The 13,982-nt window shown below is 43.7% G+C and carries 14 protein-coding genes; 8 read left to right on the forward strand and 6 right to left on the reverse strand.

Features of this window, described 5'->3' with window-relative positions:
• Nucleotide 1: 1 nt before the first annotated feature.
• The 4 genes from F551_RS0115665 to F551_RS0115685 all read right to left on the reverse strand — a co-directional run bounded on the left by F551_RS0115665 (nt 2) and on the right by F551_RS0115685 (nt 5,462).
• Nucleotides 2–1,933, reverse strand: a complete 1,932-nt coding sequence (locus F551_RS0115665; RefSeq protein ID WP_018998472.1) for a copper resistance system multicopper oxidase — start codon at nt 1,931–1,933, stop codon at nt 2–4.
• A 71-nt stretch (nt 1,934–2,004) separates the two neighbouring features.
• Nucleotides 2,005–2,319: a hypothetical protein gene (locus tag F551_RS16855; protein WP_155826110.1), complete on the reverse strand. Its 315-nt coding sequence runs from the start codon at nt 2,317–2,319 to the stop codon at nt 2,005–2,007.
• 189 nt (nt 2,320–2,508) lie between these two features.
• Nucleotides 2,509–4,545, reverse strand: a complete 2,037-nt coding sequence (locus tag F551_RS0115675; RefSeq protein WP_018998474.1) for a TonB-dependent receptor plug domain-containing protein — start codon at nt 4,543–4,545, stop codon at nt 2,509–2,511.
• A 476-nt stretch (nt 4,546–5,021) separates the two neighbouring features.
• Nucleotides 5,022–5,462, reverse strand: coding sequence for a MerR family transcriptional regulator (locus F551_RS0115685; RefSeq protein ID WP_018998476.1), 441 nt, complete (start codon nt 5,460–5,462; stop codon nt 5,022–5,024).
• An 88-nt stretch (nt 5,463–5,550) separates the two neighbouring features.
• Between F551_RS0115685 and F551_RS0115690 the strand changes: the two genes are divergently transcribed.
• Both F551_RS0115690 and F551_RS16860 read left to right on the forward strand, forming a co-directional pair.
• The gene (locus F551_RS0115690) at nt 5,551–6,195 is read left to right on the forward strand and encodes a cation transporter (RefSeq protein ID WP_018998477.1); all 645 of its coding nucleotides are present in this window, start codon (nt 5,551–5,553) and stop codon (nt 6,193–6,195) included.
• Nucleotides 6,192–6,740 carry a methyltransferase family protein gene (locus F551_RS16860; protein WP_018998478.1) on the forward strand — a complete coding sequence of 183 codons (549 nt, stop codon included), beginning with the start codon at nt 6,192–6,194 and terminating at the stop codon, nt 6,738–6,740. The genes F551_RS0115690 and F551_RS16860 overlap by 4 nt, the downstream gene beginning before the upstream one ends.
• A gap of 437 nt (nt 6,741–7,177) precedes the next feature.
• On the opposite strand, the gene F551_RS0115700 is transcribed toward F551_RS16860, so the two are convergent.
• Both F551_RS0115700 and F551_RS16865 read right to left on the reverse strand, forming a co-directional pair.
• Entirely contained in the window at nt 7,178–7,822 is a 645-nt protein-coding gene (locus F551_RS0115700; RefSeq protein ID WP_018998479.1) for a ChrR family anti-sigma-E factor, read from the reverse strand.
• The gene (locus F551_RS16865; RefSeq protein WP_233355277.1) at nt 7,819–8,391 is read right to left on the reverse strand and encodes a sigma-70 family RNA polymerase sigma factor; all 573 of its coding nucleotides are present in this window, start codon (nt 8,389–8,391) and stop codon (nt 7,819–7,821) included. The genes F551_RS0115700 and F551_RS16865 overlap by 4 nt, the downstream gene beginning before the upstream one ends.
• Nucleotides 8,392–8,723: 332 nt before the next feature.
• Here F551_RS16865 and F551_RS0115710 point away from each other — a divergent pair, with 332 nt between their 5' ends.
• From F551_RS0115710 to F551_RS0115735, 6 genes are read left to right on the forward strand one after another with little or no spacing between them, the layout of a single operon-like run.
• Nucleotides 8,724–10,028 carry an NAD(P)/FAD-dependent oxidoreductase gene (locus F551_RS0115710; RefSeq protein WP_018998481.1) on the forward strand — a complete coding sequence of 435 codons (1,305 nt, stop codon included), beginning with the start codon at nt 8,724–8,726 and terminating at the stop codon, nt 10,026–10,028.
• Nucleotides 10,025–10,795, forward strand: a complete 771-nt coding sequence (locus tag F551_RS0115715) for a DUF1365 domain-containing protein (protein WP_018998482.1) — start codon at nt 10,025–10,027, stop codon at nt 10,793–10,795. Before F551_RS0115710 ends, F551_RS0115715 begins: the two co-directional genes overlap by 4 nt.
• Nucleotides 10,792–11,970, forward strand: a complete 1,179-nt coding sequence (locus tag F551_RS0115720; RefSeq protein WP_018998483.1) for an SAM-dependent methyltransferase — start codon at nt 10,792–10,794, stop codon at nt 11,968–11,970. Before F551_RS0115715 ends, F551_RS0115720 begins: the two co-directional genes overlap by 4 nt.
• Complete coding sequence (locus tag F551_RS0115725; RefSeq protein WP_018998484.1) at nt 11,963–12,466, forward strand: chalcone isomerase family protein; 504 nt, start codon at nt 11,963–11,965, stop codon at nt 12,464–12,466. The genes F551_RS0115720 and F551_RS0115725 overlap by 8 nt, the downstream gene beginning before the upstream one ends.
• Before the next feature lie 21 nt (nt 12,467–12,487).
• Nucleotides 12,488–13,084: a DUF3833 domain-containing protein gene (locus F551_RS0115730; protein ID WP_033405280.1), complete on the forward strand. Its 597-nt coding sequence runs from the start codon at nt 12,488–12,490 to the stop codon at nt 13,082–13,084.
• Nucleotides 13,081–13,830, forward strand: coding sequence for an SDR family NAD(P)-dependent oxidoreductase (locus F551_RS0115735; protein WP_018998486.1), 750 nt, complete (start codon nt 13,081–13,083; stop codon nt 13,828–13,830). Before F551_RS0115730 ends, F551_RS0115735 begins: the two co-directional genes overlap by 4 nt.
• Nucleotides 13,831–13,982: the final 152 nt, after the last annotated feature.

Below are 13,982 nucleotides of genomic sequence, written 5' to 3' on the forward strand. Positions count from 1 at the left end.
ATTACTTCTCCTTTCCATGCTGGTGGTGGTTCATAGAGCCATGATCCATTTGCGAGTGATCCATTGTTGAATGGTCCATCACTTTTTCTGGTTCATGCTGCATATGTTCATGATGGCTTTTATGTTTCTCATGTTTATGAGCCGGCTTGTCTGAAGGTAAAACCGAGACAACCTGCATCATGCCTGCGTGCATGTGATAGAGGAGATGGCAGTGAAACGCCCAATCGCCGATATGTTCAGCTGATACATCGAATGACAGCTTTTCAGCGGGTTTGACAATCACTGTATGCTTGCGTGGCTTATGATCATCTGCGCCGTTTACAAGATCAAAGAACATGCCGTGTAAATGGATAGGGTGTGGCATCATCGTATTATTGATGAGGGTCACTCGTACACGTTCGCCTTCGTGGAATTTAATGGCTTCTTTGACTTCAGAAAACTTCACCCCATCAAAGGACCACATATAGCGCTCCATGTTTGAGGTCAGATGGATTTCAATTTCTCGCTCTGGCTGCCGTGTATCGGGGTTTTTTTCCAAGCTTCTCAATTGCGTATAGCGCAACACACGGTGAGACACGTTTTCCAGTCCGATACCCGGTTCATCTAAACGGTTTAAGGGGCTTTTATTTACATTGACGACGCCCACACCTTGTTTGATGTCTTTCTTTTCAACAGGCCATGCGCTGCCATCATGCTTGTTGTGCATGCTGTGATCCATTCCGCCCATATTATGGCCTGCGTGTGGGTTATCAGGCATATTGTGTTGGGAATGATCCATTGTGTCGTGGTGCATGTTTCCATGCCCCATAGCGCTATGATCCATCCCCATATCTTTCATAGTCAGAGTTGGTACAGCGCGCATTTTAGGTTCTTGCGCACGCATACCCGCGCGCGGCCCAAGCGTGGCAACAACTTGCCCGGAGCGATCAATGCTTTCAGCAACAAAGGCATAGGCTTTATCTTCTGTAGGCTGAACGATCACATCATATGTTTCTGCCACGCCCATTTGAAATTCATCCACTTCGACAGGTTGAACATTAAGCCCGTCTGAATTGACAATGGTCATTGGCAGTCCAGGAATGCGGACATTGAACATTGTCATTGATGATGCATTGATGATGCGTAAGCGAACGCGCTCCCCCACATTGAACACCCCATTCCAGTTATCGGCTGTCCCATGCCCGTTAATGAGATAGTGGAAGGTTGCACCTGTTACGTCCGATATATCCCTAGGAGACATACGCATTTGCCCCCACATTTCGCGTTCAGACCACGCTGCGCCAAGACCGCGCTCTTTAGCATCTTGGAGAAAGTCAGGGATTGTCCTTTGCTGGAAGTTATAAGTATGGCTGACCTTCTTAAGTTTTGAGAAAATTCGATACGGGCTTTCAAAACTCCAATCTGATAAAACCAATACATATTCGCGGTCATATTCCACCGGATCATGATGTTTTGGATCAATGATTAGAGGCCCATAATGCCCTAAAGGTTCCTGCAAGCCTGAATGAGAGTGATACCAGTATGTGCCTGATTGCGGCACAGAGAATTTATAAGTGAAGGTCTCTTTGGGACGAATACCGGGAAATGTTACACCCGGTACACCGTCCATTTGGAATGGCACAAGCAAGCCATGCCAGTGAATGCTGGTATCTTCATCTAAAGTATTGGTGACATTTATCGTAATGTCGTCACCCTCGCGAAAGCGAATAAGCGGTGCTGGCATGGTGCCATTTACACCAATAGCTTGCCCTTGCTTTCCGTTGATAGACACTGGGAATTTACCAACTTTGAGATCAAAACGTGTGCCTGTAAGCTGTGGCAACCCCATATTGCCATGGCTAGCCCCAAGCGCCCAACTGGGCAGTAAAGTGGACAACCCAGCAAGGGCAGCGCCTTGAGCAGTTGTTTGAATAAATTGTCTTCGAGAAATCATCATTCATCCTAATAAATTGAGTTAATTGCAGGTGAGACAACACGCGCAAACAAGCGCATGTTCGGTGCAACTCAATTCAAAAGACGAATTTTTAAGGTAACAGGCGTTGGAGTAGGTGGACCTTGCGCAAGGTGTTGGAAACGCGGTTCCTTAATAGGTTTTACAATGGGAGCAGCGGGAAGTGACGAAACCGCGGTCAAAGCTACGGTCTTACCCATTGAAGGCAATAGGGAAGCTTCAAAGGAAGTATCTGATTTTAGTACATGATTGTATTCACAGTGCGGACAGTCTTCGTCATGATTAGTTGGGGTTTCATCACCATCGCAATCCATAGAATGGTGTATGTCCGAGGATGCGTGGCGCTCTGATTGAACTTGGATACTCAAGTGAGACACACACGCACAAACGCTCTGCTGCGCAAATAGCACCAGTATGCTCAAAAAAATGAAAACTGTTCGAAGCGTTTGGATCATGAAACAATAGTGCTTGATTAAGTGAAGTTAAGTCAATCAAATTAGCAACATGGAAGCGCCGCAGATAATTTTTAAATTATCTGCGACTCATTTTTTGCATGATTAAAACTTAAGTCGCACACCACCATTTACAATGAAACCATCATTGCGAGACCAAATGTCTGTTGTCCATTGGCCATCGGGGGCGCGAACAGTCCTAATCAGTGGTTCTTCCTTTGTTTGACGAACATTGAGAATGTTCTCTGCATTGATAAACCAGCTTGCTGGACCAATCGTGATTTCTCCCAATATTCCAATATCAAGATAGGGGTCACTTCTTGTTCTATAGGGGCTGTTTTCAACCCGCTGTTCGCCTGTGTAATACATCTCCATACCCAGCCTGAACTCACCATGTCTTTCCCACATTGCGACTAAACCAGCTGAATGTTTGGGAGTTAATGCAACTTCCTCACGTGCAGTCCCCAATTCATTTGGTTCACTCGAGTCTATGTACAGATAGCTACCTGTCAGTTTGAAATCATTCCAAAGGTAACGGAGTAATAGTTCTGAACCTCTCAACTCAGTTTTGCCCGGCGAATTAACGAGACGCACGCGATCTAAATCTCCTCCAGCAACACTGGAGAACTCTTCAAGGCGAGTCACACCATCTACATCAGATGCAAAGAAAGTCGCGTTGGCTTCAATACCGCCTTGTTTATAGCCAATATCAATGGACACTGTTTGCGCGGTCTCTTCAACGATATCGGAAAGAGGTTCTAATCGTGACAATCCTGATGCTTCTATTTCTTCTACAAAAGGCGTAGGCGCGTAAAAACCGTCTGCAACAGACCCTCTAAAAGTCCAGTTTTCCGGTCGGTACAAAATAGAAAATCGTGGGCTAAATTGGGTTCCATATTCGCTGTGCTCATCCAACCGACCACTTACAGATACAGATAGCTTGTCTGTATAATCATGATCTAATTGCCCAAATAATCCAGGAACATCATAAGTGTAATCAAAACCCGGAAATGTAATCGAACTATAACTTTCAGTCTGCCATGCTAAACCTGCTGCCCAGTTTGTTCCTTCATGACCACCAGACGCAGATGCTTCAATTAGGTAACTTTCATGTTTATCGTCTTCAATTACATCTCCAAAACGATGTTCATGGTCTTGAGCCATAACTGAAGAGCGAATTTGCCCCTTGATGTCATTCGACAAAGGAAAATCTATAATTAAACCACCGTCAACACGTGTGGTATCCTGATTTTGAGCAAAGAATGTTCCATCAGGTACAGTTCGGCCTTCTAATGTTCCACCATTTCTTTGTTCCGTCATGAAGCCAAGAGTTGCGTAGACTTCCGCACCATTCGCGCCCTCCCAAAATAGGCGAGGCCTAGCTGTCCATCTCTCTGAACTAGGTATATCAATCCAACCATCATCATCAAAATCTTTAACTCCCTGACGATGTGCTCCAGCTGTGAAGGAAACACCCAAGTTATCCGATAAAGGAATTGCGCTGTAGGTTGTTAAATCTTGGCCGTCCAATGAGGTAATGTTGAAGAGTATTTCATTCTCTATTTCTTCATCAGGCCGCCTTGATACCAGATTTACCACCCCACCAATTGCTGATGCTCCGTAAAGGGAAGTTGCAGAGCCTTTAATGACTTCGACTTGACGCAAGTCTGTTGGTGGAATTTGTAAAAGTCCTAGAGAAGAAGCCTGACCTCCATAGAGAGGCAGACCATCAGCGAGCAATTGAGTATATCGTCCATATAGCCCTTGAATCCGGATATTGGATGACCCTAAAGCTGGCGAGGTGACTTGAACACGAATTCCTCCAGTCTCATTTACCATTGTTGCGATATTTCCCGGGCGCATAATGGCTTTTTCTTCTATCTCTTCTCTTGGGATAACTTCTACCCGCATAGGCTCATCTTGGAGCAAGCGACCTGATCGAGTTGCTTGAACGATGATTTTGTCCATCTTTTTTTCATGGTCATGCTCAGCATGTTCATCATCTTTATGATCGTCATGCATTTCATGAGATTCTTCCTCATGATGCTCATCGTGATGGTCGGCTTCTTGTCCGTAGACAGGGAATGTAAATGCGGTCGTGGCTAAAAGTGCCAATAGAGGCATTCTACTTGGTGTATACATTTTGAGTTCCTGAATTTTTATTGAATTTGTTGGCGCTAAAAGCGCTCAAAAAAGCAAAATTCAGGCTTTAGGAGGCCTATCGATTTGAATAGGCATCAACTCAAATGGTCCCTCACTATTTGGAAGACCATGTGTTTGCTTAGGAGTTGTCCGTTTGATTTGGGGAACCAAATCTTGTTCTAGCAAATGTATGTGACAAGAGCCGCAACTGTGAACATGATGATCGTGATGATGATGCTCTTGTTCATTTTCATCAGAGTGATGTTTGGCATGATCGATTTCGCAGCTGATTAATTTTTCTTCAATTGTGTGTTGAGCCTCGGCAACAGGTGCCGACAGAAAAGCAAAGGCAAATAAGCTAAATACAATATGCTTTAGGATATCGAGCAATTCTATTTGTCCTGTATTTTGCTGTCTAAAATCTCAAGAAATACTTTTAGCCTCTATAGCGGCTAGAGGGTCAAGTATGTTTTGTCTTACATTGGCTTTATGCGATCATGTGCCTCACTCAAGCAAGCCGAATGGTCATTGAGGGATTTCATGATTTGGCAAGTTCCAATATCGTTTCCTTTGCAATTAGAGACCATTCTTTCCAATTCAGTTTCAAGTGAGCCTAATTGTCGAATTCGTTGCCGGACAGATGATAAATGCGAACGTGCAATTTCATCGACAGCTTTGCAATTGCTCCCCGATTGCGTCTGCAACTCTATCAATTCTCTAATGTCATCTACAGCAAATCCTAAGTCTCTAGCGTGACGAATAAAAGATAAACGTTGAATTGAGCTGTCATCATATAAACGTTGTCCACTTTCACTACGTTCAGCTTTTCCCATAAGTTCGATAGATTCGTAATATCTTATCGTTGTCACTTTTACATTTGCTGCTTTAGACAATCGGCCAATCGTAATCTTCTTCATCTATTTAACTCCAACCCGCTTGCTTCTACAGTCGCTGTAGACTGTAGGCTTGAAAATATTGGAAAATCTAGATGGATAAGAGAAAAGAATGTCCGGTTGTTGCGAAAACAAACATTTTGATGGCCTGTCGGAGAGTTATCGACGTGCTCTTTGGGCAGTCATAATTATCAATGGATTGATGTTCATTGTGGAGATGTATGCAGGTGCTACTTCTGGCTCACAATCTCTGAAAGCAGATGCCTTGGATTTTGCGGGCGATACGGCAACTTACGCACTTAGTTTGGCGGTAATAGGTTCCACAATCAGAACACGCGCTTATGCTTCATTATTTAAAGGGATATCCTTAGCGTTAATAGCTTTTAGCGTACTCACAATGACTGCATTGCGGATAATGGGAGGCGTACTTCCTGAAGCCAATACCATGGGAATTATTGGGTTCGTGGCTTTGTCTGCAAATTTGGCAAGTGTTTTTATCCTGCTTAAATGGCGGGACGGTGACAGCAATGTTCGCTCAGTTTGGTTGTGCTCTCGTAATGATGCAATTGGTAATGTTGCAGTAATAGCGGCGAGTGGTGCGGTCGCATATACGCTAAGCCCGTGGCCCGACCTCATTGTCGCTTTTGTGTTGGCAGGCCTATTTCTGAAGTCAGCAACATCAATTTCTCTTCAAGCCATGAAGGAATTAAAAGACGATATTCATTCTTCAAGTGTATCTACTGGGAGGACTCAATGAAATTGAAAATTCCACCAATACTTCAATTTTTAATCTGCGGAATTTTGGAGCTCTTAACACCTTCATTCGGTAGTATCTTTAACACCAATTGGTTGGGTATCAGCTATCTTGGATGGGTTATAATTGGATTTGGCTGTTTGATATTATCATGGGCAGTGGTCGAATTCATAAAAGCTAAAACTACAGTAAATCCGATTGCTCCCGAACAAGCACAGTCACTCGTGACCACAGGTCTTTATCGAATAAGTAGAAACCCCATGTATCTAGGCATGACCCTAGTGCTCACTGGATTGGCCTTATTACTTGGCAATATACTCGCACTATTAATGCCAATCACTTTTATGGGCAGCATCACTTACACGCAGATAATTCCCGAGGAGGAAATACTCACACAAAAATTTGGTGGAGATTATCTTGAATATAAAAGGTCAACGCCAAGGTTCATATTCTGTGTTTATATGAAACATATCCGGCGTATTTGTGTTACTAAACAGCAGGATGATAAAAGCTGTTCACGGGGCAGAAAAGGGCCAGATTTTGACTGATAAATGCAAAATATCAAAACTGAAGCGTTTATTTCTTCTGTGATTAAAGACTTCTAATTTACTCATTTAAGACGCCCCCAACCTTCCTAGGGCTAGGGTTAACAGGCATAAATTTTTATTTTCTGGCTTAAACATCAAATTGCACATAACCTTTGTTATCCGCACCGAATGAAAAATTGCCCTCGCCCGGATTCTCATGGGGAGTGACGGATTCTCACGCCTATGACGTAAAACGTGGTTAATGATTGAGAATCCTCAAAACGAATGAAGATCACCATACGCACCAGAAATGAAACTTCCGGATAGGCGGATAATATATCTTATGTGAAATGGGTGCGATTGCACCATTCAGTTTGACTTGATGCACCGACAATGTTGGATGCTCTCTCCGCCAACTTGATGCAAACTCCCATGATATCAACGTGCATACTTTTATGCTAAATTCGGAAAGCGCGTTGAAAAAGCTTTGGTAAAAGGTTTTGAAACTGTAGTGGCGCATCTGTGACGGCTAGGCATATGCATGGACCATCACTCATAGCCAAAGGTTGATGCGGACTTTCATGCCCAACAATCTGCATATCGCCGCAGTTAAAAGCTTGGTCTCCATCATAAAAACCACCCACAACAACCTGAGTTAGTTCCAAGCCATTATGTCCGTGAGAGGATGCGGCTTTGTTTGCAGGAATATAAAGCAATCGAGAAATAACACCGTCTTGTTCATGAATGATTTTTTGTTTGATACCTCCCCCCATGGCTGACCATTTAATATCTTTCAGGTCACCGGCAACATCTCTCAATGGTTTAGGAAATACAGGCTTTTCAATAACCTCGACATCTGGTGTATTTTCAAGACTTGGAAGCCCCTGAACCATGCCAAGTATGTCATCAACAGATGTGTGAACCTCAGCTATTTCCTCATCTTCCAGTGACGCCGCTAAAACATCTTCAAACATAGCATTACGGTGTCTACACTGCGGACACATTGCAAGATGCGTGGCGATGGCAAGGCTCCAGCCAAAGTCGAGTTCGCCAGCAGCGTATAAATACAACAAATCATCTGTAATGTGGTGAGAAACAGTCATATTGACCCCTCTCCTATGTCTTCATCTATAAGGGTTCTCAGTTTAGAAAGGGCCAATCGCAACCGAGATTTTACCGTGCCAAGCGGTGTTTTTAAATTCTTTGCTATTTCACGATGTGTTTCTTCTGAGAAATAGGATCTATGAAGCACTTCGCGTTGATCTTCAGGCAATTTAGCGATAGCGCGTTGGACCGCTAAAGCACGCTCTTTTCCGCTTACAAATTCTTCTGAATTGGGGATTGGATCTTGTGCCATTGCAGGATCATTCATGTCCGGCTCAGGACGATTTTGTCTTCTCAAAACATCAATACGCTTGTTTCGCGCAATGGTAAAAATCCAGGTTGAAGCAGCCGCTTTATCGGCATCAAACAATGCAGCTTTTCGCCATACAATGACGAATGTTTCCTGGACAATTTCTTCGGCTAACTCATTATTAGAACCATATTTTAGCATCAACGATTTAACGCGTGGTCCAAAATGATGAAAAACCTTGGCAAACGCATCTTTGTCCTGCGAATGTCCAACGCTTGCTAAAATCAAAGACCAATCTTCTGGCGATAGTTCAGGCACGATTTTGTTCCTGTGGTCTTCTATACTGCCATCTCGTGATGAGGTGTGCGAATGCCGTGGATTTCGCATCCTCAAACTCGGAGAGACACTCTCTCGATTGAAGCTATTAAACGCTTCACGTTTTGACGCTTCACCAGAGGATTTTATGTTGTTTAAAGCATTCATACCATTTCATACGAATGCAGGGCGAATGTAGATCACCTTCATTCATAAAAAAAATCAATTCAAGGTAAAAGTGATCCAATCCAAGCGCCATCACGTAAGCATTCACATACATCCACATCGCTCAGCCGCTGAATTCTTTCGGCTAACGCTCAAATTTGGTGTTTTTAATGGCTTACGACAACACGACGGAAATCAATAACGAAAAACCGATGAACATAGCTGTTATTGGTGGTGGAATATCGGGAATGGGAGCGGCTTGGAAGTTAATCCAAACTCACAATGTGACTTTATTTGAAAGTGAAGCAGACATTGGCGGACACGCGCGTACGCGCTTTGCCGGCCCCAATAGAGATGTACCCGTTGATACCGGATTTATGGTCTTTAACAATGCCACATATCCGTTGATGATCGAATTGTTTAAGGAACTCCAAGTCCCGAGCACACCGACAAGTATGTCGTTTTCCGTTTCTTTGGATGACGGCAAATTTGAATACGGCCTGAGTGATTTACAACGCATTCTCGCCGATCCTTCAAATGCAGCTAACCCCAAGTTTTGGGGGATGATTTTCGACATTCTTAAATTCAATAAGCAATCCGTATTACGAACACAGCTAAATGCGCTAACCCTAAAAGAATTGCTCGATGAGATAGGTGTCGGCGAATATTTCAGGCAACGTTACTTATATCCCCTTGCCGGCGCTATTTGGAGCACGGCGCGTTCCGATATGGAGGCGTTTCCAGCAGAAAGTTTTGTGCGTTTCTTTGAAAACCACGGGTTACTTTCAGCAACCAATGGGCCTAAATGGCGCACAGTTGTCGGGGGTAGCAAAGTATATGTTTCAAAGCTTAAGACCGCTCTATTGGCCCGAAACGTAAGTATTCGGACAAATTGTAAAATCATCGCATCGGGACGTGCTCCAAAGCCTTGGATACAAGCCGATGGTCAAGAAAAACAGACTTTCGATAAGATCATTTATGCATGCCACTCAAATCAAACGATGAGTATACTGACTGATGCGTCGCCAGAAGAGACCCGCATACTTGGTGCACTTAGATATCGTCCGAATAAAGTCTATTTACACGGTGATGTTTCTCATATGCCGAAACGAAAATCAGCGTGGTCGAGTTGGGTCTATAAAGGCTATTCCAATGAAAACGAGACGAACGGTTCTTTTACGTATTGGATGAATTCTCTTCAGCATATTCCCAATGAAACGCCGGTCTTTGTGACGCTAAATCCAAAACAAAAAATAAATGAAGATCTAATCTATGATGAAACAGAGCTGTGGCATCCCCAATTTGATGTTGAGGCATTGGCCGCTCAAAAGGATATAGGAAATATTCAAGGCATACAAAATTCTTGGTTTTGCGGTGCTTACACCCGGTATGGCTTTCACGAAGACGGACTTTTAAGCGGATTTACCGTTGCAGATAAAATTATTGCGAATCAAAACTCTATGGTGCCAGCGTGAGTATTGGTCCCGAGATTCAACGTTTGCATGCCACCGTGTTTCATGGCCGCAAAGGAAAAACAGATAACCGTTTCACTTATCGTGCCGATTATGTCCTGTGCCCTATTGGTGAAAAAGCTCCCAGACCTGTATCTGGTCTAGCCTTCAATAAATTGGGATTGTGGGCCCTACATGATCGTGATTTTGGAACTGGACGCAAAAGCCTTTATGCCCACGCCCAACACCTCATAAAGGTGTGCAATATTCCATCATTCGCACATCATTCAGTTTCGCTTTTGACGATGCCAAGTTTACTTGGTTACAGCTTTAATCCGATTAGTTTTTGGCTATTCCTGGATGAAAGACAGCAATTGAGAGCCTGTGTCGCAGAGGTCACGAACGTCGGTCGGGATCGTCATTCATATCTTTGTAAAATAGACGATTTTGTACCAATCAAACCAGCCAACAAAATCGTCACATCCAAGCGTCTGCACGTCTCACCATTTCAAAACCTCGATGGCGAATACACTTTTCAATTTGATCTCAACGCCAGTTATTTCAATGCGAAAATCAAGTATGTAAGTCCCACTGAAGATGGAATGACCGCTTCACTCAGTGGAGCGCTATCTCCTCTTTCAACGCGAGATCTCTTCATATCTGCAGTGAGATATCCCTTCGGTGCATTACGCGTCATGGCGTTGATCCACTGGCAAGCACTCAAATTGAAAATCAAAGGGGCTGAATTTCGCAGCCGACCTCTTCCTCCAGAACAGGAATTGTCTCAATGATCCTATCCCAATCTATCACTGAAAAAAACTTCTTCAATTTGCTCAGTCGCATTCATACAGGCACTTTAACGCTTACAACGCCGGATCGTATTACACGTAATTTCGGGCAAGGAGCGCCGGTTGTGTATTGGGAGATCTATGATTGGTCCGTACTATCAGCGCTCGCCTTACGAGGTGATGTCGGCTTGGGTGAAACATATTCGCAAGGCATGTGGGACACACCCGACCTAGAAGCACTCTCAACTCTTGCGCTTCTCAATCATGACGTCATTAAAAAGCCCTTTGGAGGAGCCACTTTTCAAAGACTACTGTTTATGGCCACAGACAAATGGATGCGGGCCAATTCCAAATCTGGTTCCCGTAAGAACATCTCAGCACACTACGATATTTCCAACGATTTTTATGCCCGCTGGCTTGACCCTAGCATGACATATTCAGCCGCTGTTTATCAAAGCGAAGACCAATCGCTGGAAAGCGCGCAACACACTAAATATGATCGCCTTATCAATGCAGCAGCTGGCGGTGAAACAACATTAGAAATCGGTTGCGGTTGGGGTGGTTTTGCAGAACGCGCCCTACAAACAACAGACACGAAACTAACGGCTGTTACTATTTCAAAAGCCCAGCATAAATTTGCCCAAGACCGTGTCGCTAATCACGGCTATGACCAACGGGCCGATATTCGACTTGAAGATTATAGGGACATTAAAGGCAAATTTGATTCAATCGTTTCAATTGAAATGGTGGAAGCCGTTGGACAACGCTATTGGCCAACTTATTTCAAAACCATCAAAGACAAGCTTTCAAATGAAGGTCGAGCTGCCCTTCAAGCAATCATTGTCGAAGATGATACCTTTGAAACCTACCGCAGCCGCACAGACTTTATTCGTCAATATACCTTCCCCGGTGGGATGTTAATTTCACCAGGAGAGATTTCTCGTCAGGCCGAACGTGTTGGATTGAAAGCCGAAAATTTTTTCCGGTTTGGAAAAGATTATGCCCGCACTCTCAGAGAATGGCGCAGTAAATTTGAAGCTTGTGTGCCAACTCTAAAAGAAGAAGGATACAAACCCGAATTCCTTCGAGGATGGAAATATTATCTCGATACCTGCGCTGCTGCTTTTGAACACGGTGGCCGCACAAATGTTGTCCATGTTGAGCTAAGTCATGTTTAGTTCACAGATCATATTTGCAATATCGTTTTTACTGCTTAGTCCTGAAGCCGCAGCCGCATCAGAGATGACGCTGCAACCAGTTGGGAAAGTCAAATATTCGCTTGGCCCATTCAAGCTCTACACAGCAACATTATTGGCTCCCAATGGGGTATTTTCTTCAGATGACACATTTGATTTAGAACTCACTTACGCACGGAATATATCCGCGAAGAAATTGGCAAACGCGTCCATTATTGAGATGGCACGTTTGAACCAAAAACCTGAATCTACATTTGAACCACTCAGGCAACCTCTCGTAATTTGCTTTGGCGATGTCAACAAAGGTGACCAAATCACCGGCCGAAAACAGGATAAGAACAGAGCTGAATTTTATCGCAATGGAGCTCTAAATTGCGAAATTGATCACCCAAACTTTAGTGAAAATTTCTTCTCTATTTGGCTCTCACCTGAAGGGCGTTACCCCAAGAAGACTGCCCGTCTTCTGGGATTGAATTAGGAAGCAAGGAAAATGTCGAAAATGACTTATTTAACAATGGCACTCCTCATCCTTTTTGCAATGATGGTCCTGTCTGGATGTGTCTGGGGCTTTTCAAAACAATCACCGAATGACTATGCAGATGCCACTCCCATTTTTGATGCAAAAACGACTCTCAAAGGTGATTACCTCTCCGAAGGCATAATCTATGACTACACCGGAAAGGTTGTTTCAACTTTCAAAGCCAGAATGTCAGGAGATTTTGATGAATCTGGCGGCAAATTGAGAGAACATTTTATATATGCTTCGGGCCGTGAGGACCACCGAGAATGGACCCTTAAGTTTAACGGCGACGGTACATTTACAGCAACAGCACCAGATCTTGTTGGCGAAGGTGTGGGTGTCCAGTCGGGAAATACGCTTCAGATGAAATACAAATTGAAGCTAAATGAAGATGCTGGTGGACATGTTCTCACGGTGACGGATTGGATGTATCTTACCGATGAAGGCACGATCATTAATCGCTCACAAATGAAGAAATTTGGTGTTAAAGTCGCGGAGCTTGTGGCCGTGTTCAAACACCGTAAAATCAACGAAAATTCTGTATTCAACACGTCGAATTTAGAGGCAGCTGAATGACATGGAACGGCAAACATTACTGGCTGATCGGTGCAAGTTCGGGTTTAGGCGAAGAACTCGCTAGACAATTATCTGATAAAGGTGCCCGCCTTTCACTGTCTGCCAGAAACCATGAAGCGCTTGAAGCACTTGCCTTAGAACTACCAAGCCCCGCTTTCGTTGCACCGTGTGACATAACCCAAAAAAAGAGCGTAAAACTAGCGTTCGATTCAGTAACCCAACAGGGTGACTTGGATGGTATTATTTTTTGCGCCGGACAATACGCGCCTATGACAGCTGCAAATTGGGACGCTGAAAAAGCAGAACAGATTTGCGAAGTCAATTTTAATGGTTGCGCACGGGTTTTAGGCCAATACCTCCCCTACATGATACCAAAAGATATAGGGCATATCGCTCTAATTGGGTCTTTGTCTGGCTTTAAGGGCATTCCTGGTGGCGCAGCTTATGCTGCCAGCAAAGCTGGTATGATGCACCTTGCGGAGGGATTGCACGCTGACCTTGATCCTAAAAAGTTTAAAGTCCAGCTCATCAATCCTGGTTTTATTAGAACTAGACTAACCGACCAAAACACCTTCAAAATGCCGTTCATTATGAGTCCTGATCAAGCGGCTCAACGTACAATAAAAGCTATGGAGTCCAAACGTTTTCAAACGAATTTTCCAAAACGGTTTTCTATAATGTTCAGCGTTTTTGGTACACTTCCAAACTTCCTATATTTTTCCTTGGCTAGAGCGCTTCTCAAATAATGACGGAAACAATATTTAGCAACGAAAAATCATTGGACAAACTTATGAATTTTCAAGAACAAACAAAAAACATATCCATTGTATTTGATGCACCCGATGGAATTCGTTGAGCTCTCGTGGAACAATTTGCAAACCTACCTAACATGGACAAT

The organism is Hirschia maritima DSM 19733 (assembly GCF_000378345.1).
Classification (GTDB): domain Bacteria; phylum Pseudomonadota; class Alphaproteobacteria; order Caulobacterales; family Hyphomonadaceae; genus Hirschia; species Hirschia maritima.